The organism is Aquimarina sp. 433, assembly GCF_054054605.1.
This window is the reverse complement of sequence record NZ_JBSWZK010000010.1, coordinates 101,731-122,997: the sequence shown is the minus strand read 5'-3', so window position 1 is coordinate 122,997 and position 21,267 is coordinate 101,731. Positions and strand designations below refer to the sequence as shown.

General features: G+C 33.0%; 16 protein-coding genes. 4 read left to right on the top strand and 12 right to left on the bottom strand.

Annotated features, from left to right (window positions below):
• The first annotated feature begins 160 nt into the window (after positions 1-160).
• On the top strand, positions 161-3,214 hold the full coding sequence (gene secDF / locus ACWNT5_RS19240) for a protein translocase subunit SecDF (RefSeq protein WP_456518308.1): 3,054 nt from the start codon (positions 161-163) through the stop codon (positions 3,212-3,214).
• A gap of 444 nt (positions 3,215-3,658) precedes the next feature.
• Positions 3,659-7,345 carry a starch-binding protein gene (locus ACWNT5_RS19235; RefSeq protein ID WP_456518307.1) on the top strand — a complete coding sequence of 1,229 codons (3,687 nt, stop codon included), beginning with the start codon at positions 3,659-3,661 and terminating at the stop codon, positions 7,343-7,345.
• An 80-nt stretch (positions 7,346-7,425) separates the two neighbouring features.
• Here ACWNT5_RS19235 and ACWNT5_RS19230 read toward each other — a convergent pair whose 3' ends face one another.
• The 11 genes from ACWNT5_RS19230 to ACWNT5_RS19180 form a co-directional block, all read right to left on the bottom strand.
• Positions 7,426-7,920: a DUF192 domain-containing protein gene (locus ACWNT5_RS19230; RefSeq protein ID WP_299610206.1), complete on the bottom strand. Its 495-nt coding sequence runs from the start codon at positions 7,918-7,920 to the stop codon at positions 7,426-7,428.
• A 113-nt stretch (positions 7,921-8,033) separates the two neighbouring features.
• A complete protein-coding gene (locus tag ACWNT5_RS19225) occupies positions 8,034-10,856 on the bottom strand; it encodes an MSEP-CTERM sorting domain-containing protein (RefSeq protein ID WP_456518306.1) in 2,823 nt (940 codons plus the stop codon).
• Positions 10,840-11,373 (bottom strand): exosortase K, encoded by a 534-nt coding sequence (xrtK, locus tag ACWNT5_RS19220; protein ID WP_456518305.1) that lies wholly within the window; start codon positions 11,371-11,373, stop codon positions 10,840-10,842. The genes ACWNT5_RS19225 and xrtK overlap by 17 nt, the downstream gene beginning before the upstream one ends.
• A gap of 22 nt (positions 11,374-11,395) precedes the next feature.
• Entirely contained in the window at positions 11,396-12,754 is a 1,359-nt protein-coding gene (gene creD, locus ACWNT5_RS19215; RefSeq protein ID WP_456518304.1) for a cell envelope integrity protein CreD, read from the bottom strand.
• Positions 12,755-12,782: 28 nt separating this feature from the next.
• Complete coding sequence (locus ACWNT5_RS19210) at positions 12,783-13,436, bottom strand: DUF1361 domain-containing protein (RefSeq protein ID WP_456518303.1); 654 nt, start codon at positions 13,434-13,436, stop codon at positions 12,783-12,785.
• Positions 13,433-13,750, bottom strand: a complete 318-nt coding sequence (locus ACWNT5_RS19205) for a hypothetical protein (RefSeq protein ID WP_343914454.1) — start codon at positions 13,748-13,750, stop codon at positions 13,433-13,435. Before ACWNT5_RS19205 ends, ACWNT5_RS19210 begins: the two co-directional genes overlap by 4 nt.
• Positions 13,747-14,208 carry a hypothetical protein gene (locus tag ACWNT5_RS19200; protein WP_456518302.1) on the bottom strand — a complete coding sequence of 154 codons (462 nt, stop codon included), beginning with the start codon at positions 14,206-14,208 and terminating at the stop codon, positions 13,747-13,749. The genes ACWNT5_RS19205 and ACWNT5_RS19200 overlap by 4 nt, the downstream gene beginning before the upstream one ends.
• 56 nt (positions 14,209-14,264) lie before the next feature.
• Entirely contained in the window at positions 14,265-14,558 is a 294-nt protein-coding gene (locus ACWNT5_RS19195; RefSeq protein WP_299901426.1) for a winged helix-turn-helix domain-containing protein, read from the bottom strand.
• Positions 14,559-14,585: 27 nt separating this feature from the next.
• Positions 14,586-15,119 carry a hypothetical protein gene (locus tag ACWNT5_RS19190; RefSeq protein WP_456518301.1) on the bottom strand — a complete coding sequence of 178 codons (534 nt, stop codon included), beginning with the start codon at positions 15,117-15,119 and terminating at the stop codon, positions 14,586-14,588.
• Positions 15,120-15,133: 14 nt separating this feature from the next.
• Positions 15,134-15,745 carry a hypothetical protein gene (locus ACWNT5_RS19185; RefSeq protein WP_456518300.1) on the bottom strand — a complete coding sequence of 204 codons (612 nt, stop codon included), beginning with the start codon at positions 15,743-15,745 and terminating at the stop codon, positions 15,134-15,136.
• A 70-nt stretch (positions 15,746-15,815) separates the two neighbouring features.
• A complete protein-coding gene (locus tag ACWNT5_RS19180; RefSeq protein WP_456518299.1) occupies positions 15,816-17,300 on the bottom strand; it encodes a carboxypeptidase-like regulatory domain-containing protein in 1,485 nt (494 codons plus the stop codon).
• Positions 17,301-17,360: 60 nt separating this feature from the next.
• Between ACWNT5_RS19180 and ACWNT5_RS19175 the strand changes: the two genes are divergently transcribed.
• Entirely contained in the window at positions 17,361-17,723 is a 363-nt protein-coding gene (locus ACWNT5_RS19175; protein WP_456518298.1) for a DUF1801 domain-containing protein, read from the top strand.
• Here the strand turns inward: ACWNT5_RS19175 and kdsA are convergent.
• Positions 17,710-18,528 carry a 3-deoxy-8-phosphooctulonate synthase gene (kdsA, locus tag ACWNT5_RS19170; protein WP_299610189.1) on the bottom strand — a complete coding sequence of 273 codons (819 nt, stop codon included), beginning with the start codon at positions 18,526-18,528 and terminating at the stop codon, positions 17,710-17,712. The genes ACWNT5_RS19175 and kdsA overlap by 14 nt on opposite strands.
• Positions 18,529-18,848: 320 nt before the next feature.
• On the opposite strand from kdsA, the gene typA reads away from it, so the two are divergent.
• Positions 18,849-20,648, top strand: coding sequence for a translational GTPase TypA (gene typA, locus ACWNT5_RS19165; protein WP_299610188.1), 1,800 nt, complete (start codon positions 18,849-18,851; stop codon positions 20,646-20,648).
• The last annotated feature ends 619 nt before the right edge of the window (positions 20,649-21,267 follow it).

Genomic DNA, 21,267 nt, shown 5'->3' with positions numbered 1-21,267 from the left:
AAAAATAGCTAAATAGTAGATTTTGATACTACATTAGTAGCTAAAACCTAATAACTACGTCATATTCAGACCTAGTTGAATTACCTTTTTAATATACTAACAATTGTCAATCTCAGAAGAATGTTCGAAACATTTGGTGGGTTGACCAAAATAAACCACAATGCAAAATAAAGGACTTGTTAGAGTGTTTGCGATTATATTTGGATTGGTATGTCTTTACCAGTTATCGTTTACATATTTAACATACACAAAAGAAAAAGAAGCTGAAGTTTTTGCGATAAATAAGTATCCAGAAACAGTAGAGAATTACTCTAAACTTAGAGAAACAGCTCAAAAAGAGTATTTAGATTCAATCGGAAAGGATCCGATTTTTGCGAATTTTAGTTATAACGAAGCAAAAACAAAAGAATTAAATAAAGGTCTTGATCTTAAAGGAGGAATCAATGTAATTCTTCAAATATCAGTAAGAGATATTTTAGAAGGATTAGCAAATAAATCTAAAAACCCAGCATTCATTCAGGCATTAGATGCTACTGATGAAACTCAGAAAGATAGTCAGAATACCTATGTAGATGACTTTTTTACAGAGTTTGAAAATATTCCTGATGCTCAGTTAGCATCTCCAGATATTTTTGCGAATAAAAACTTAAGTGATGATATCACTTTTGATATGTCTAATGATCTAGTAAAGCCTATATTAAGAACAAAAATCGACGAATCGGTAACATCAGCATTCGAAGTATTACGTAAGCGTATTGATAAGTTTGGGGTTACACAACCAAATATTCAGCGTTTAGGAGAGTCTGGTCGTATTTTGGTAGAACTTCCAGGAGCTAAAGATGTTGATCGTGTAAAGAAACTTTTACAGAGTACAGCTCAATTAGAATTCTGGGATGTTGAAAACTCTCAAGAATTAGGAATCTTCTTAGGAAGAATGAATGATAAGCTTAAGAAAGAATTAGAAGCAAAAGAAAATAAAACTACTGAGAAAGAAGAAGTAGTATCTGAAAAAGTTGCAGATACAGTAAAAACTGATAGTACCGAAGTAAATATTGCTCAGTCAGATAGTACACAGACAGATGCAGATGCAGAAATCGAAAAATTATTAGCGGATTCTGAAGATTCTACAGATGTTGAAGCGCAGGTAAATCCTATTAATGATTTAATTGGTCCTCCTTCTGTTCCTGGCGCGCTAGTTTCTGTAGCGGTAAATGATGTGAAGCAGTTTAACTCGTATCTAGATAGAAAAGATATTAGAGCTTTATTACCACAATCATTAAGATTTGTAAAGTTTGCTTGGAGTAAACAAGCAAAAGAGGAAGATAGGGTAGATTTATATGCTCTTAAAGGAAATCGTGATAATACTCCAGAATTAAGTGGAGGTGTTATTACCGACGCTGCACAGACCTATGACCAACTTAATAATGTAGTGGTGACGATGCAGATGGATGGTAAAGGAGCTAAGAAATGGGCAGAAATGACCGGAAGAGCTTCTCAAACAAGAGGTCAGATTGCGATTGTATTAGATGATATTGTATACTCTGCGCCTGGTGTTTCTAAAGGAGCTATTACAGGAGGAAGAAGTGAGATCTCTGGAGATTTTACGGTAGAAGAAGGACAAGATTTGGCAAATGTATTAAGAGCAGGTAAATTACCAGCATCAGCGGATATTATTCAGAGTGAAGTTATAGGGCCGTCATTAGGGCAAGAAGCAATCGATAGTGGTATCATGTCTTTCGGAATTGCATTGGTATTGATTTTAATCTGGATGATTTTTTATTATGGAAAAGCAGGTGCTTTCGCGGATGTTGCTTTGGTAGTAAATATTCTATTCATATTTGGAGTATTAGCTGGATTAAAAGCTGTGTTAACATTACCAGGTATTGCAGGTATCGTATTAACCATAGGTATGTCTGTGGATGCGAACGTACTGATCTTCGAAAGAATTAAAGAAGAGCTAGCCAAAGGTAAATCACAAGTAGATGCGATTAAAGATGGTTTTAGCAATGCGTTATCTTCGATTTTAGATGCAAACATTACTACAGGTTTAACTGGTTTAATTCTTTTATTCTTTGGTACAGGACCTATTAAAGGATTCGCAACTACTTTATTAATTGGTATTCTTACATCTTTATTTACTGCGATTTTCATCACTAGATTGTTCATCGATGGATATGGTAGAAATGGTAAAGAATTGGCATTCTCTACAGCAGCTACTAAGAATTTATTTAAAAATGTAAATATTGATTTCTTAAAGAAGAGAAAAGTAGCTTATATTATTTCTGGTATTATCGTAGTTGCAGGACTTGTTTCTTTATTAACACCAGGACAAGGTTTAGATAAAGGTGTTGATTTCGTAGGAGGTAGAACATATACTGTTCGTTTTGCTAAGGATGTAGTCCCTACAGATGTAGAAAAGGATTTAGTAGCCGTATTCGGAAGTGCACAAGCAAAAACACTTGGTGCAAAAAATCAGTTAAAAATTACTACAAAATATAAGATTAACGAATCGGGAGAAGCTGTAGATTCAGAAATTTCTGATTTGTTATTTAAGTCTTTAAAATCTCACTTGCCTGATAATATGAGCTACGAAGAATTTTCTAATGGAGATGAAGATAAGCAAGTAGGTATTATGCGTTCGATGAAGGTTGGACCTACGATAGCGGATGATATTCAACAAGCAGCCTTTGTTTCTGTTATAGGATCTTTAATTGTAGTTTTCTTATATATCTTATTTAGATTTAGAAGATGGCAGTTTAGTTTAGGTGCGGTAGCGGCAGTTTTCCACGATGTATTGGTAGTGTTAGGTGTATTCTCACTTACTTGGAAGTTTATGCCATTTAATATGGAAATCGACCAAGCGTTTATTGCAGCTATTCTAACTGTAATTGGATACTCGCTGAATGATACCGTGGTTGTATTTGATAGAATCCGTGAATATTTCGCGGAGCACACTACATGGCCGTTAAATAAGAATATTAATGGAGCGTTAAACAGTACGTTAAGTCGTACATTAAATACTTCGTTAACAACCTTATTAGTATTAATAGCGATCTTTATTTTTGCAGAGCCTTTACGAGGATTTATGTTCTCATTAATCATAGGTGTACTAGTAGGAACCTACTCTTCTTTGTTCATTGCTACTCCAGTAATGTTCGATACTGTAAGTAAAGTAGGTTTAAAAGAAAAGAAAAAGACTGAAGAAGAATCATAGAAAAGTCTATTTCTAGAATATCAAAAAAGCTGCATTTTTTTTAATGCAGCTTTTTTTATGGAATGAAGTAAATCTGATTAATGAAGATTTCGGGGATTTTTTAGTTTTTTATTAACACTATATCGTTTGAGTGAATTCTAATTATAGAGTTTGCTTTTTTTATTACCTACTTTTGAAAATATCATCAAATAACTATTAAAAAATTGAGTATTTAACAGTCTTGTTGAGAAGTGTTGTTGCTGTTATAGACATGGATCAAATGGGACTGTTTGTTTACTACAATTTTCGTTTGATGGGATCATAATAAATATCCTTTTTATGAATGTTTATTATGAGTATAGAATCTTGGAAAACTATTGTTTGGGAAGATAGTTTTGGAATATACGTAAGCTGTTTTTACAGCATTTTTTAATTGTATAACACACACACACACACACAAGATTCATGAAAAACACTAATCTATTTTTGTTGTTATTATTCTTTTATTCTGGAATGATAGCACAGCAAGTCCACACTTCTTATTTATGGCACATGCAACAACCCATTTATTGGGCAGAGAAAAGTAAAGAAAACCCTAATCGGTATCAAACGGTTTTAGAATCACATAATTTAAAAATATCAGGTGATTCTTGGAATATATATGCGGATGGGATTAGTCATCCACTAAACGATTTAGAAGAAATTTTTGGGAAGTATGATCGAGTAAAAGCCTACCAATACGGACCTAAGAATTCTGTTCAAACCTTATTAGGGTTACCGAATGGAGGTGCACAAGTAAATTATTCTGGTTGTTTGATAGAAAATGTAAATAGTTTGGCAAATGCAGGAGTTTGGGGATATAATCAAGGCTGGCAAAATGATTTTATCGAAGCAAAAAGCTGGAAAACTTCTGGGGGACAACCCAGAATGGATCTAACTGGTTTTACATTTCATCATGCTTTGGCTCCTTTAATTAGCGAAAGAGCCCTGAGAATGGAATTGAAAACACATCGATATATCACCGATCAAACTTTTGGAGGTGAATATTCTAAAGGATTTTGGCCAGCTGAGTGTTCTTTTTCTGAAAGAATAATCAAAGTATTGGTAGAAGAAGGTTTCCAATGGTCGGTTATCGCAAATAGCCATCTATCAAGAACGCTAAATGATTATCCATTAGATTATGGTACTTCTGGAGTTAATATTGATCCGCCAAATGCTGCGGATAAGGTAGCTACGAATGGTAATAACTGGTGGAAAGGACAAATAGATGGTAGAGGTGGTACCTTTGCTGCTCCATATTGTTATCAGGCACATAAAGCGCAATACATAGATCCAGAAACAGGACAAACTTATAAGATGGACGTAGTTCCTATGGCTGATTTACTTAGTTATCAGAATGGATTTAGTTCTATGGGTACAGGAGAGATTGATGCTAATATTGCACCATTTAGTAATGCGAGTCAACCCTCCATTGTTTTATTAGCACATGATGGTGATAATGCTTGGGGTGGTGGAGATAGTTATTATCAGGAATCTGTTCCAGGTTTCGCTAATGAGGCAGCGTCTAAAGGGTATGACCCAACTACCATTCAGCAATTTTTAAATTCTTACCCAGTTCCTGAAAATGATATCGTAAAAGTAGAAGATGGTTCTTGGGTAAATGCAGCCAATGATTGGGGGCATCCACAATTTATTAACTGGTTATGGCCTTTATATGATACTACTAATTATCGATTTAATCCTGATGGATGGACAGAAGATGCTAGAAACTGGGCGGTGATTACTGCTGCAGAAAATTATGTATTAATGGCAGAAGATAATAGTAATGGAGTAGATATAGCAAAAATAATTGATCCATCATTTGGCGCTTCCAGTGCAGAAAAAGCATGGCATTTCTTTTTACCATCGCTGACCAGTGGTTATATGTACTATGGTAAAGCAATCGATATGGAGGTAAAGCAAACCTTAGCTGGTAATATTGCTATTGAACATGCTTTAGATGCGCTAGGAGGATCTATCAATCAAGATAATACGCCGCCTTCTGTTTTTATTCCTCAAAGATTTCCTTACAATCCTGGTGGTAAAGGTTTTGGCCCAATATATGCGTATCAGGAAGTTCAAAATTCTTCTGATTTTCATGTATGGACATTTGCTCATGATGTAAGTGGATTGGCTTCAGTAGTTTTAAAATATAGAACTGATAATGACGGTATAAATCCTATTGCGGATAATGTAAACGACACCTATGCTGGAGGAGAAGGAGTAAGTTCCTGGAATACCATTTCGATGACACAAAAGGAATTTCCAAAAGATAATGTCACTCAGGATCCAGAAATAGATCTTTTTATAGAGCCTACTGCAATAGCAGATCTATGCTATGCAGAAATTCGTGGTTTGTCTAATGTATTAGTAGATTACTATGTTGAAGCTACAGACACTCAAGGGAATGTATTTAAGACTCCAATTCAACATGTGTATGTTGGTGATTTTAACAGTAGTGATGAGGTCACACTCACTGTGGAACCTAATTCTGGAAATTATGACGATACTATTGAAGTAGTTTTAGAAGCATCAACAACTTCTGATAATGATGATGTGACAATTTATTATACGATAGATGGATCAGAGCCTACAACAAATAGTCTGGTTTACTCTAATCCATTTGATTTAGGAAATGAGGATAGTGATCCAATCCAGCTAAAAGTTGTGGCGTATGACGCAGATGGAAATGTTTCTGACGTAATAACACGCTATTATACATTCGGAGACATCCCTTCTTATAAAGTGTACTTTAAGAATACTTCCAATTGGAATGATGTGTATGTGTACGCATTTGACAAGAACAATAATACACCATTACCTGGATGGAATTGGCCAGGAAGATTGATGGCTCCAACACCAAATTCTCCTTGGTTTAGCTACGAAGTTGCAGAATCAGTTGAAGTAGGATTGGTATTTACGAATGGAAGCGGACAACAATCAGATGATCAGTTTAGAAATGTAGAAGGATGGTACGTATTATCAGAAAATGTTTGGTACGATCAATGTCCTTCTGATTGCCCTGGAGAATTAGAGTTACCCGTATTATCTGTAACTCCTCAAGGAGGAACTTATGAGGGTAGCGTAACAGTTAATTTAACTGCTACGAATCAAGCTGTCATTTATTATACGTTAGACGGGACCGCACCATCAGATTCAAGTTCTTTGTATTCGAATTCGCTTATATTAACAGAAACCACTACGCTATCTGCGATTGCCTATAATGATACAGGTGCTTCTAGTGTACTATCCGAGGAATATATTATCAATCAACCTCAGTCCTATACAGTTCATTACAGGAATACTCAGAATTGGTCCGATGTTTATGTGTATTTGTTTAATCAAGATACTAACCAGCCATTACCAGGATGGAGCTGGCCAGGACAGCCTATGTCTAGAATGGATAGTTCTCAATGGTATTCCTTTGCGATTCAGGAATCAGGAAATATAGGTATGGTTTTTAATAACAACAATAACGGAAGTCAATCTGATGATCTCAATAGAACTATAGATGGTTGGTATGATCCATCGACAAATCTTTGGTATCCAGATTGCCCAGTGGCATGTCCAGGTGATGTCACTGATGATAGTTTAACAATCTATTACAACAATAACAATACAAATTGGAATACCGTTAGTTTGTATTATTGGGAGACATCTGCTGCTGCTTTGAGTACTTCATGGCCAGGAGTTCAGATGACAGACGATGATAATGATGGCTGGTATGAATATACATTAACAGGTGTTACTTGTGCCAAAGTAATTTTTAGTACTAACGGAAGTCAGCAAACAGAGGACTTAGAAATTTGTGGAGAAGGTTGGTATGATAATGGTTGGGTAAGTGCACCATTAAATAAAGGTCCAGAAAAAGATGAAATCAATATTTCTGCACCATATCCAAATCCATTTGAAGATACCGTTAATTTCAATGTATCTGGAGAAACAGAAGCTGTAAATATTACTGTTAGAGATGTTAAGGGTGCTCTGTATTATTCGGATAGAGTGACGAGTAAAAACGGAACGATATCAATTCCACTGAATGTTTCAAAAGGAATATACTTTATAAAATTCAGTAATAAAAACATCAATAAGGTTGTAAAAATAATTAAGTAGCGGCTATCCTTTTTTTGTACTACCTAGATAAGACCTCTTGGAACACTTGTTTTCCAAGAGGTTTTTCTTTTTTGGGCAATCTAACTTTTCTTAAAACTAATAGAATCACCTTCTTTTAGATTCCATTGATCAGATAACCCTGCATTAATTTCTAAAACATATCTAGCAGGTTTTCCAGAGGGTAACGAGGTTGGATCCAATGGTTTTGCATTTTTCTGGAAACTCACGATTTTAAATTGCTCATCGATATAAATAATATCCAAAGAGATCTCTGTATTTTTCATGTAAAAACTCTGTGGCCTTAAGGTTTCCATAATAAATAGCATTCCTCGTTTTTCTTCCATGGTTTTGCGATACATTAAACCTGTTTCGCGTTCATAATCGTTATCTGCAATTTCGATATCTAAGTTTACTATAGATTTTGGAATAGAATCTTGTATGTTATAGATGGAGAGTTCTCCTTCTTTTTTAAATGTTATCTCTTCAGTAATGATCTTTTTATCATTCTCTTTTTTACAAGAAAAAATGGTTACAGCACTTAGGGCTATGCAGAGTATTAAAATATTCTTTCGCATCAGTCTAACTTTATGAGATAAAAGTAGACAAAAAAGTCGCACTTCAAAAATTCGAAGCACGACTTTTATTTGGAAATCAAGATTTAAATCCTCTGAAAGTAGTTTACTATTAATTAGTGCATATAAGTATGAGACTTACGATGTTTTCGATACCAAATGAACATTCCTAATAGTATAAGTAAGATAAGAAGATGAGGTTCGCTCATTCTAGCAGTATCATCTCCAATATCTAGATTTTTATTACCTGATAGTACTTGTTCTTGTTTCTTTTTAAGAATGGCTTTTTGAGCTTCATTTTCTACGACAATATAGGAGGTAACAGGAGTCATTATTTTAGACATAAAACTGTTTCGTACCAATTGCAACCAATCTTTTTTTTCTTGTGCAGGAAATAATGTTTGGGATAACCACATGCCTTGCATGGCTAATCCGTCGAGCCATTTTTTTTCAGAAATTGGTTCTTTGCTCATATTATAAGGACCATTTTTAAGAATAATACTTGGTGTTTCATCCTCAGATAAATAGGTGACAGAAAGGTCTTTATGTTTGTAGATAAGAACATTTTGATCAAATGTTATAGGAACAGAATCAACTATTTTTTTCTTTGGATTTTCTAAAAGAGAATGCGGTTCGAGAATCCCATTGTTAGAAAGATTATAGAATCTGTTATGGTCTGGAAATGCAATTTTAAAATCTGAAAAATCTTTGTTTAGCACTGCTTTCTCGATTGAATCCGTAATTGCCACAAAAACAGGATAAGAATCTGATGGATTTTGATACGAATCAAACAATGTTTTTTTGATAGCTCTATCTAAATAGTACCCACCTTCAAATGATTGTTGGGAAAACTCTTTTTTCCAGTTTTCTATACCTACGGATGAAGAAGTATAGGTATTCACAAAACTAATTTTAAGCCGAGTACTAATTTGAGGATATTCGTTAATTAACTTTTGAATTCGATTACTATAGTTATTTAAGTACCTCTCTTTATGTGCAGAAACATCTACAAGAAAATGAAAATACGGTTTCCTTTTTACAGATGCCAAATTCTTTTTGCTCTTAGATGAAATGTAAATCAAATTACCGAGGTCCATGGTGCTATATACTTTTTCCTGTACTTCACTTCCTAAAGTGGTAATATGCCCATCAATTTGTAAGGTAACTGGTTCTTTATGTATAAATTCTATCCCAGTTTTTCGAGTTTCATTTTTAGCGAAAGGAAAAACTCTAAAAGCAACTTTATTTCCGGTTAAGTAATATAAAATTCCAGGATCTTTGTTTTCATTTCTTATCTGAGAAAACACCCACATAGCAGATTTCTTTTCTGCTAATATTCCCATCTCTTTTCTGTCTCCAACATACAAATAATAATCACTGATCCAACAACCGTTCGGTAAGTTTATAGTGGTGGCATATTCTTTAAATCGATCAGAACTATCATTTTTTATTTCGAGATGAACCCAGCTTTTCCATACATTTTGAGTCTTGTCATAGATGCTTTTACTTTGTATGTTAGAAATGGCAACTTGATCGTTTCGTAGTTGATCGTGCCATGGTTCATCTTGTGGTGCTCCAAAAAAGATATGTTCGATTGCGTCTATTTTTGGATTGGATAAGAGCAGATTATCCAAAACAATCCAATTATAAAATGAAGATAAGTATGGAGTTTGATGAGTCTCAAGAAAAGCTCCATTTCTATCATCTTTATGTTTCTTGATAGTTTGTATTGTTTTTTTTAAGGATGTCGTATCGATAAAATATGTTTTGGTATAGTCTGGAGAATATACATAGTCTAAGGTTTCTTCTAAAGTATATCGATCCATTTTATAAGTGATCGTTATGCACGTTGGAAGTACTAAAAAACTTAGAATAGAAATACTTCTTAATAACTTAATGGATATTTGATTTTTTAACGTATTGAAGTTTTTAACAAGTTCCTGAACATGAATAACAAAAAGAAGCAATGGCGAGAGCATTAAAAATCCAGTGCCAACAATTACTATTGCAATAACAGATAATGGAAGGAAAGGGAGAAATACCATAAAGAAATATAAAGTGTAAGAAAATGTAATGCTTCTTCCTATAAATATTAAAAGTTGATATGTTTTATTTTTGATAGTAGGTAAGCATACTAAAATTCCATTGATAATAGCTAAAATATAAAACCAAACATTAGTGAAATTTCCAAAAATCCCTGATTCATTAATACTATATGAATTAAATAATATACCATTGTTGATAGCAAGTCCTAAAAGTGGGAATACAATTGTTATGGGTATTTTCCATATAAGATCATATTTTTTCCAGACAGCTCCTTTTTTAATAGCTAGAATATAAATTCCTCGTACTATAAAGAATAGAAATAATAAGGTTCCAATTATGATAAATATCAATAAAATATGGAACCCAAACTGATGATCGAATGGCTGCCAAAGAGGAATAATAACTTGTGAGAAAATATACCAACAGATTGGAATAGCAATGGCTGCCGCAAAATTTATCAATGCATTATGCTTTTTTTCTTTAGGAGTAAACTGAAGAACGACAATCAATAAAGAATAAAAAAGGGTAGGCATTAAAAAAGTACCCAGATATAGAACAATATTCCCTGATATCATCCATCTTGGTATTGAAAATGGAATAATTTGATCAGCATATTCGCCGTATAGATAGATAAAGGGAATATACACTAATAAAGCGATCCATCCATAAATGGCAGATACTTGTCTTTTTCGTACTATCAAGAATAGTGTGTATGCAAAGTTCAAGAGTCCTAATATAAACAGTATACTTCCAAATATTTTCCAGTATGCAATATGAGAATCTTCTAGAAGACTTTTAACAATGTTAAACTGGCCCCAGAAAAGGAAGAATACCAAAACAATTGGAAGTGTATTTATGATTAGCAACCATTTAGGATTACGTAAGTTGTGCATGGTGCGTATATTTTTTAATTAATGTGTCGGTGATTAGATAAGTGACTATCAAAAATGATAGATTAACGAGAATACCTAAACCTTCATGGATCACATGAGTTTGAAGGTGTAATAGTTCACTAAGAGTGTTTTGCGAAATAATTGAAACAAATATTCTAGCAGTATTCACAAAGATAGTAATCACTAAAGAAAACAATAAAATTAGAGGGAATACAATCATTTTTATAAAGTGTGTTTTGGAATGCTCAAGGAATAGATACAATAGCATTAAGAACAGAATTGTCCAAAGATTAAATCCCGCACAGGATTTGTCAATAACAACATCAAGTTTTTGATGATAGTATCCTATATTATCAATATATTCCGAAGAAGAACCTACCATAGCACTCAAAAGAAGATCTGTGGGTTTAAGTAAAAAAGTCAGATCTTCTAAATTCGACTGCTTAAATCCAAATTTTAGTAGCACGAAAAGAACTGTTCCAAATATATAATAGTAGCTATTTTTAGAGATATTCATTTTACTGTTTTTAGTTGTGATTTTATGAACCCCATTCAATTTTTCTGGAGACCATCATGATAGTTCCTAGAATTAAGAATAACCCTATACTTCCTACCAATAATGCATAATCTTCTAGCTGAATTATTACAAAAATAAAAGCGTATAGAGCGATTAATGAAGTAGATATTAAACCCATAAATTTTAGACTTCGCAAGATGGCTTTCGAATATACAGAAATAAGAAGTATAACCGAGGTTCCTGCTATAAGATAAGCGTATAAAAAACTGGAGTGTTCTGATATAGAAATAAGCAAAGTGTAAAACATCGTCAATGCTAATCCGATCATTAGATACTGAAAAGGATGAATATTTATTTTACTAATCGTTTGTATCAAGAAAAATACTAAGAAGGTTAAAGCTATTACGAGATATCCATATTTTGCAGTTCGTTCACTTTTTTGATAATCATCTACAGGAATAAGAAGTTCTACTCCAAAAGCAGCTGAGCTTAGTTGCGGTAGTTCTCCATAAAACTCTTGCTCGAATTCTCTGTTTGTTTCCATTACATTCCAGTTTACTTTAAAACCATCAGGCCCAAGTGTCCTGGTTTTGGAATCAGGTAGATGTGCTCCGTTAAAACTGGGAGAACACCAATTCGACTTCATAACTACATTGGTTTCTCTACCTACGGGTATAAACTGTAAGTTTTCACTACCATTAATCTTTAGATTGATGGTAAAATTTATAGTTTTTTCTTTTGGGAGTGAGGTTTCTTTTAAAAATTTGGTTTCTAAAGTGTTAGTGTGGTTGTTTTGAGAATAACGTGAGCGTAATGAATAAGTTTCTAAGCCTAATTGGACTTGAAGATTACTTTTAATTCCTTTTAGATTGGTTGAGTTTAAAACTATTGTCGCTTTATTCCATAATATATCTTCTTGATCAATATCCTTAGTTTCGAAGTCAGGGGTTGTAAAAGCTCCTTGGATATCCATATCAGCAGTGAATACAGCGGATTTATAGATCCCCCTTTTTAAGTTTTCCGAATCCACATCTACATCCGAATCAATATTCAAAGTATTAGGAAGAATATAAGCATTTTTGATAGTTATTTTATCTTCTACTATATAACTTTTTGTTTCTTCATTCCATAGCTTTTGTGGATTATGGATTTGATAAGGAATCTTTAGAATGGGACCATATAAAATAACTTCATTTCCCCATTTTTGATTGATTTCACGGATTACTTCTTGTTGTCGTTCAGCACGTTCCTGAATTAGAAGTTTAATGTAGGAAAGTGGAATAAGTAATACCAAAATGAGAATTCCTACCATAAGCATACGGATGGTTACAGAAGTTTTTATCCATTGTCCAAAGGACTTTTTTTGCTTTTGAGTTTCCATAGTTTTCTTGTTTATAATGATGATGTTTTTAAATAGTTTCTTTTTGATAATGGCGGATTAGGTGATAGGTAATAATTAAAAAACCTCCAAAACCTATTGTAAAAGCCCAGGTATTGATATGTTCAATAGGAGAAATAATTCTTCTAAATATATCACCGAGTATATGCATTGGATTTTGTAATAGATCCCAGCTGTTCCAACGAAGTATTCTTCCCATATAAATTCCAAATCCACATAGTAATAGCGTAGTATGGATAATGAAGGAGACAGTCTTTTTTGAAAAATGATAGCTAAGGAATTTTTGCATCGATCTTAACGAAGCAAATCCTATGATCAATCCATTGATGGCAAAGGATAGTATAAGCAAGACATCGAACCAAACGGAATGTAATGTGCTCAAGCGGATATGCTGTAAGTCTGTAAGGATATAAGGAGCATTAGGTAAAAAAGCAAGCCAACTTATGAATCCAATAGCGAGCAGGAATCTATTTTTATATAGCTCACGAAAGCTAAGTAATGTTGTAATTGCATACGGTATGCAGGCTAAAAATAGATTCCAGATGAGGAATAGGAAAAAAATAGAATCTAATTTTGAAACTCTAATAAACAATAAACTTAGGCTGAAGATAACAGCTATACTATATCCTTTTATGAATGGTAATTGTTTTTGTAAATACTTCATGCTAGAAAGGTTTTTGGAAATGGATTATTAGCTACGATCAGGAAGTATCCTATAGTAATAGGAATGTTTAGTAAAAAGATCCCAATAGTGGTTAGATTCTCTTTTGAATTGTGATAATTTATAATAGAATTAGCGATTAAACCAATCAATGTAATTCCGTTTAATACAATAGCGATTATGACATAAAAAAGACCGATTACTATAATTTGATCCCAAGGAATGATCATATGCATAAGTAAAATGATTGTACCTAATAAGAAACTGCAGCTAGCAATCATAAGTGCATTCCGATTGATAGATTGTGTTATTTTCATGATTTAGAGATTAAAAATGTGGTTTGTATTGTTTTTAAAGGAGTGTCTAGTAATTTCCGGAAATCCAACTGGTAAAAAGAATACGCACTTTTACCTTTTTTGAAAGCATTTCGAAATAAATTGAATTTGTCTGGATAGAGTATAGTTCCAATAAGTATTACCATAAATAGATAGGCGCTTTTTTTTCCATTACCCAGCAGATAGTACTGCATTGCAATTTCGTCTGGCACAGTAATTCCAGTAGCTGTAAGTACGTGGAATACATCATGATTCTCAAGTTTAGATTGAGGTGAAAAATCATGTTTCAATAAAAATGCGCCTAAATAAAAACCAAGAGTTTCCTTGGGGTATTGTAGTAATTGTGAGACAGAGATATCCCAAGGTTCTTCACTTTTAAACCATTTTTGGTATGGAATCTTGCTCCATTCGTATAAAGTTTCCAATAAAATTGCTCTCATTTTTTGTTTTTTTAAAAGTACTTTGAATTTCAAAGTAAATGAATAAAAAAATATAGCTACTGTTTTAATAATTTTTCAATAGCTTCAACATGTTTTTTAAAAGCTTCTCTCCCTTTTTTGGTAGCACTATATCTGGTATTTGGTTTACGTCCGATAAAGGATTTTTCGACTAGTATATATGCTTCTTTTTCTAGTGCCTTGGTGTGACTTGCTAGATTTCCATCTGTAGCCCCCAATAACTCTTTTAGCATTTTAAAGTCAGCATATTCGTTAACGATTAGGATAGACATGATACCCAATCGAATTCGATGATCAAATGCTTTATTTATATTACCAATTATGTTTTTCATTTCGTATCCCAAGTGCTCTTTAGGATTTTATACTCGTTTCGTAAGGACTAATGTTTCAGATAGTCCTTTTTCTCTTCTATAAATAGTCTTCAAATCTTTTGATAATAGCATCTTACACTTTTCCAAGGATAAATCTGATATGGATACTGTTTTTTTACCTTTCTTGTAATCTATATAAAAAGTTTTCCAATGCTCAGGGAATAATATGCCTGATGCTAAAAACAAAAGACAAAATATGCTATAATTACCATTTCCAAATAAATAAGCTTGCATTCTTATTTCATCAATTGGAGACATGCTGTATCCCAGTATGATGTGTTTCATATCGTGCTCTTCGAATTTTGGTATGATCTTAAGATTAAGGCTGTTCAACATTTTAAAAACATCATTTCCGATTGTTCCTTCAGGCAGTAAAGCTAATTCTTTTAGTTGTATTTTACTTTTAGATTGAAATAGGTATTGCAAAGGTTTAATGGCTATTGATATTTTCAAATTTTCAACAAAAGATTCTCTTAGTTTATAAGGTTTGTTGATCGTTATTTGTTTTAGGTCAAGTATCATAATGTCATTATTTACTAATTAGAATAATCATGTTGAAAATAAATCATACTTCCGTAAATAATGTGCATTACCCCAAATCCAAGTACCCAAAACCAGAATCCAAAACCAGGATATATGGCACATGCCAAACCTAATATAATTTCGACATATCCCAAATATTTTACATTACCAATTGTATATTTAGAGGCATTCACCAAGGCTAAACCATAAAAAATGAGCATTAATGATCCTGTATGCCCATAGTGGTTGCTATAGATTTTTATCAGAATGTAAATGCCACCAGTCACTAGCGGAATTAAAAAGGCTGCTAGTAATCTTCTAGAAGTACCATTCCATAATGTTTCGTTATTTTTTCTTGCTTTTCTATTACTTAAAATAGCAGCAGTAACAATACTCAATATAGCTATCGCCGCTAGATCAATTAAAATGTAGTTGAAGATTTTACTATGCAAAATAAGATAATCTCTACCGCTATTGCTTACTAGATAATATGCAATGGCGGCCCCTATAATCGCATATATTCCTGCTAATATTCCTGATAAACCACTTAAAGAGAAAAATCGTGATGATTTATTCATCATATTTTTAATCTCAGTGATGTCTTTTAAATAATCTTCTGTGCTCATTTTAAAAGTACTTTGAAATACAAAGTAAGATTAAATAAATGATACTCACAAATTTTTTTTCGAGATTAAATCAATTTTTATTCTGAAACTGTGATTCTAAACTTTCCTTGGCTTCTAGATCTTCTAATGCTTTACCAAGGAGAGCAGTGGGGATTAAAGCATTGTAATCTTTCCAGAAACTTGGATCATAGGGGAGAGGATAGGTAAACAAAGAATTAGAGAAATTATTTTTAAATATATTTTCATTTTCAGGTGATGATAGCTTTTCAGTTTTAATAGAGTTTACCACTAATTCTGATTCTGTGGTGGCTTCATAACTTTCGAATAAGTCACCTTTGTTGTCATAAGAATTAGTGGCTTTAATTCTTTTTAAGTACCACTTATCTTTATATACCGAGAAATTTACATACACTTTATAATCCTTTAAACTAGTAATACGTGTAATAAATGTCTTTTTAGATTTTTTTTCTACAGTTTTAGGTGTTCTTAATTGTGCTGCAAAGCGTTCGTTTAATTTCTTCTTTGCTTTTTTTGTAAGTTGATAATTATAGGAAATGATACCTTTACTTTCTTCTTCTAATGTTATTTCACCAATATAGGGAGCCTCAATATCATTAGAATCTTTGGGCTTAAACGAAATTATGTATACCAGTTTATCGTTGTAAGTACTCTTTCCGTATAAAGTAAATTTATATTTGTGATTTATCTTAGGATTAAAAAAATCTGCTTGCCGTTTTACTTTGTCAGCTCCCGTAAGTCTCAGTGGACCTCCGCCTATCTCATTATTTTCTAACCATTTTAAATTGGTAGTATCAATGGATTTTAGATCTTCTGATCGTTCCATAATCTTGTAATCCTGAAGGTTATCGCTCTTTCTTAAGGCAATTATTTTAGTTTTATCCCTCATATCAGCCACAAACTCCTTGGGTTCTGGAAATGGAACTTGATTTATATTAAATTCTAAACGATTGAATTGCTTATAATTGGTGTTGGATAATAAGTAATCAAAATTATTGTCATATGCAGAATAGTAAATTTCCGTTGCTGCATCAGCAAACTTGGTATAATTATCATTTATTTTGGTTAGCTCTCTATAATATGTTTCTAGCGTGACAGGTTGTTGCGCATAGTTTTTGGGGATAAGAGAGATTGCTTCATTGATCATTTCCTTGTATTTGTTTTTCGCAGTAACCACAATTTCATCTAATGAGGTAGAGATTGATTTTAAAAAAATCTTCTGAGTAGGAGATTTTAGCTTTTTTACTGGGATACTGTTATTCTCATAACCAACGAATGAAAAAATGACTGAAGAGGAAGCATACTTTTTACTAAAAGTCAATTCGAATTTCCCATCTTCATTCGTAATAGTTCCTATAGAAGTATTTTCTAGTAGTACATTTGTAAAAGGCAAAGGATCTTTCGTTTCCTTATCTAATACGGTAGCTTCAATTGTAATAGTTTCTTGTTTCTTTTGTTGTGCGAAAGAACTGGAGGATCCAAACCCTAACAACAGGATAATAAATACAAATAAAAGAGTAATGTTTTGAGGTTTCAAAGTGATTAGATATCTTGGGGTTACTAATATGCAACAGTCTTTCTAAAATACTATTTTTTATTGAAACCAGCGGAGCAATATATCTTAAATCAACCTGAACCATTTAAAACGATGCTACTTCAAGTTCAGGTGATTGTAGAGTCTACTCTTCCTGAAGCCGAATTATTATTTAAATGGAGAGTTCCTTTTTACTATGTTGAAAAGGCACCCATTTGTTATTTAAACGTAACGAAAGGATACTTGGATATTGGTTTTTGGGCTGCACAATATTTTACTGATCATTTGGATAAATTACAAAGTGACAAGAGAAAGTATGTCAAGTCCTTACGCTATAGAAATCCAGATGAGATAGAAAATGATATATTGATCGAATTACTCGAGCAAGCATACCAACATAGAAATAAGAAAATTATAACGAGTTAACCGTTTGTCTGATTGCGACTAGATTGCTTAGTAATTTTTCTAAGTATTGTAAATCTAACATATTAGCTCCATCACTTTTAGCATTTGCCGGGTCATAATGTGTTTCCATAAATAATCCATCTACACCAGTAACAACTCCTGCACGAGCGATTGTTTCTATCATATCTGGTCTACCACCAGTAACTCCACTCGATTGATTTGGTTGTTGTAAAGAATGGGTAACATCTAAAACTGTAGTTGCATATTGCTTCATCGTAGGAATACCTCTAAAATCTACAATCATGTCTTGATATCCGAACATGGTTCCTCTATCCGTAACCATCACTAAATCACTATCGCTATCTTTTACTTTTTTCACAGCGTGTTGCATGGCTTCAGGACTCATAAATTGTCCTTTTTTCAAGTTTACCGTCTTCCCAGTCTTCGCGGCTGCTACCACTAAATCTGTCTGTCTAACTAAAAATGCTGGAATTTGCAAAATATCTACATACTCTGCAGCCATTGCAGCATCATCATTTTCATGAATATCTGTTATCGTTGGAACTTCGAAAGTCTCGCCTACTTTGCGTAAAATTTTCAATGCTTTTTCATTCCCAATTCCGGTAAAACTATCAATTCTACTGCGATTAGCTTTCTTAAAAGAACCCTTAAAAACATATGGTATTTTTAGCTTCGAAGTAATCTCAACTACTTTTTCAGCAATGCGCAACGCCATTTCTTCTCCTTCAATAGCACAAGGCCCAGCAAGAAGGAAAAAATTATTTGCATCCAGGTTTTTTAGGTTTTTGATTTTAGAAAGTTCCATGTTTGTAATTTAGAACCGCAAAGATATATCTTTTAGTTCATATTGTTACTTTTATGTGAATAGCTTTATTATAGAAACTCAGAGAAAGAAATAGAAGTAACAGATTAAGAAAAATAATGAAATATTAAATCTCTAAAGGATTGTTATAAACATAAGAATTTTAATATCAAATTCTGATTATAATTCCTAATACTGTAAAATATGTCCTGTCTTTGGTAAAGGTTTTAAGTATCTGATTTTTAGGTGTTTTTAATATTTTAAAATTAATATACAAACTATTAAAATATAATGTAAATTTGCACGCTTAAAATCAGGCGTATATGACTGCTATAAAAAACATTGCAATAATTGCACACGTTGATCACGGTAAAACTACCTTGGTAGACAAGATTATGTATCACTGTCAATTATTTCGTGAAAACGAGAACACAGGGGATTTAATTTTGGATAATAACGATCTAGAACGTGAAAGAGGAATTACAATTACTTCAAAGAATGTATCTGTAACCTATAAAGGAACAAAAATCAATATCATTGATACTCCAGGTCACGCCGATTTTGGTGGAGAAGTGGAGCGTGTATTAAACATGGCAGATGGTGTGCTATTATTGGTGGATGCTTTTGAAGGACCAATGCCACAAACACGTTTTGTTTTACAAAAAGCAATTGATCTAGGATTGAAGCCTTGTGTGGTTGTAAATAAAGTAGATAAAGAAAACTGTACTCCTGATGAGGTTCATGAAAAGGTTTTTGACCTTATGTTCGAATTAGGAGCAGAAGAATGGCAGTTAGATTTTCCAACGGTATACGGTTCTGCTAAGAACAACTGGATGAGTGATGATTGGCAGAAGGAAACTGAAAATATAGAACCATTGTTAGATATGGTTATGGAGCATATTCCTTCACCAAAAGTACAAGAAGGAACGCTACAGATGTTAATTACATCTTTGGATTTCTCATCTTTTACTGGTCGTATTGCTATCGGTAGATTACAAAGAGGAACACTTACTGAAGGAATGCAGGTTTCATTGGTAAAAAGAGATGGAACCATTAAAAAGTCAAAAATTAAAGAGCTTCATACGTTCGAAGGATTAGGAAGAAGAAAGGTGGAGAAGGTAGAAGCTGGTGATATTTGTGCCTTAGTAGGATTAGAAGGTTTTGAGATTGGTGATACCGTTGCGGATATAGAAAATCCTGAAGGATTAGAAACTATTGCCATCGATGAGCCAACAATGAGTATGTTGTTTACCATAAATGATTCTCCATTCTTTGGTAAAGATGGTAAGTTTGTTACTTCTAGACATATCAAAGAAAGATTAGAAAAGGAACTAGAGAAAAACTTAGCACTTAGAGTAAATGAAACAGATAGTGCAGATAAGTTTATGGTTTTTGGTAGAGGAGTACTGCATTTATCAGTTTTGATAGAAACGATGCGTCGCGAAGGTTACGAATTACAAATCGGACAACCGCAAGTTATCATCAAAGAAATTGATGGTGTAAAATGTGAGCCTATAGAAGAGTTAACTATCGACTTGCCTGAAACGGTATCAGGAAAGGCAGTAGAGATGGTAACCTTAAGAAAAGGTGAAATGTTAAGCATGGAAGCCAAAGGAGAACGTATGATTTGTGAATTCTTAATCCCTTCTCGTGGAATCATAGGATTACGTAATCAATTGCTTACTGCTACTGCTGGAGAAGCAATTATGGCACATCGTTTTAAAGAATATCAACCTTTAAAAGGTGACATTCCAGGACGTATTAATGGATCCTTAGTTTCTATGGAAAAAGGAACTGCAATACCATATTCAATAGATAAGTTACAGGAAAGAGGAAAGTTCTTTATCGATCCGGGAGAAGATATTTACGAAGGACAGGTAATCGGAGAAAACTCTAGAGGAGATGATATGACCGTAAATGTTACGAAAACTAAAAAGTTATCTAACGTTCGTTCTGCTGGAGCAGACGATAAAGCAAAGATTGTTCCTGCTATTAAGTTTTCTTTGGAAGAAGCTTTAGAATATATTCAAAAAGACGAGTATGTAGAGGTAACTCCTAATCATTTACGTCTTAGAAAAATCTTCTTAACAGAAGTAGAACGTAAAAGAAATAAGATCGTATAGATAGGTATTTATCTTTGTTATAAATAATAAAAAATCCCGAGTTGCCTCGGGATTTTTTGTCGAAAATTGGGATAATCGTGGTTTTGGGATCAATTCAATTTATAGGGAGATGAATTGGTTTAAGTCATTTTTGTCGGTCAACAAAAGTATATACTGCTATGGATTAAAAACTTGTAAAAAGCCTTTAGAAAAAGGTGCAACAGGTTTTGTGAATAAATACATTTAACTATGATTTCAGATCAAAATTTTATCATTGAACTTATTGGGTATTTTGCATCATTTATGGTATTGATATCATTTTTAATGCGAAATATCAGAAAACTCCGTCTTATAAATACTGTGGGGTGTGTGGCTTTTGTAATTTATGGGGTCTTACTCAACTGGTCTTTGCCTATTATCATAACCAATACGGCGATAGCTGGTATAAATATGTATTACCTTTTTATAAGAAAAGAATCGTAACTCACGATCACTTAAGCTAAAAGTAAAACTAATATTCCGGATACTCAAACAAATTAACTATTTTCACATTTTAACGTTTTAGTTGTTATTTTATCATAAATAAGTTTTAAAATTGAGAACATTTATGATTGCTTCGTTTTATTATGAAGATTTTTTG

What these genes read in the sequence shown, in the direction of transcription:
- secDF (WP_456518308.1), top strand. Translation starts at nt 161, where the DNA reads ATGCAAAATAAAGGACTTGTTAGAGTGTTTGCGATTATATTTGGATTG.
- ACWNT5_RS19235 (WP_456518307.1), top strand. Translation starts at nt 3,659, where the DNA reads ATGAAAAACACTAATCTATTTTTGTTGTTATTATTCTTTTATTCTGGA.
- ACWNT5_RS19230 (WP_299610206.1), bottom strand. Translation starts at nt 7,920, where the DNA reads ATGCGAAAGAATATTTTAATACTCTGCATAGCCCTAAGTGCTGTAACC.
- ACWNT5_RS19225 (WP_456518306.1), bottom strand. Translation starts at nt 10,856, where the DNA reads ATGCACAACTTACGTAATCCTAAATGGTTGCTAATCATAAATACACTT.
- xrtK (WP_456518305.1), bottom strand. Translation starts at nt 11,373, where the DNA reads ATGAATATCTCTAAAAATAGCTACTATTATATATTTGGAACAGTTCTT.
- creD (WP_456518304.1), bottom strand. Translation starts at nt 12,754, where the DNA reads ATGGAAACTCAAAAGCAAAAAAAGTCCTTTGGACAATGGATAAAAACT.
- ACWNT5_RS19210 (WP_456518303.1), bottom strand. Translation starts at nt 13,436, where the DNA reads ATGAAGTATTTACAAAAACAATTACCATTCATAAAAGGATATAGTATA.
- ACWNT5_RS19205 (WP_343914454.1), bottom strand. Translation starts at nt 13,750, where the DNA reads ATGAAAATAACACAATCTATCAATCGGAATGCACTTATGATTGCTAGC.
- ACWNT5_RS19200 (WP_456518302.1), bottom strand. Translation starts at nt 14,208, where the DNA reads ATGAGAGCAATTTTATTGGAAACTTTATACGAATGGAGCAAGATTCCA.
- ACWNT5_RS19195 (WP_299901426.1), bottom strand. Translation starts at nt 14,558, where the DNA reads ATGAAAAACATAATTGGTAATATAAATAAAGCATTTGATCATCGAATT.
- ACWNT5_RS19190 (WP_456518301.1), bottom strand. Translation starts at nt 15,119, where the DNA reads ATGATACTTGACCTAAAACAAATAACGATCAACAAACCTTATAAACTA.
- ACWNT5_RS19185 (WP_456518300.1), bottom strand. Translation starts at nt 15,745, where the DNA reads ATGAGCACAGAAGATTATTTAAAAGACATCACTGAGATTAAAAATATG.
- kdsA (WP_299610189.1), bottom strand. Translation starts at nt 18,528, where the DNA reads ATGGAACTTTCTAAAATCAAAAACCTAAAAAACCTGGATGCAAATAAT.
- typA (WP_299610188.1), top strand. Translation starts at nt 18,849, where the DNA reads ATGACTGCTATAAAAAACATTGCAATAATTGCACACGTTGATCACGGT.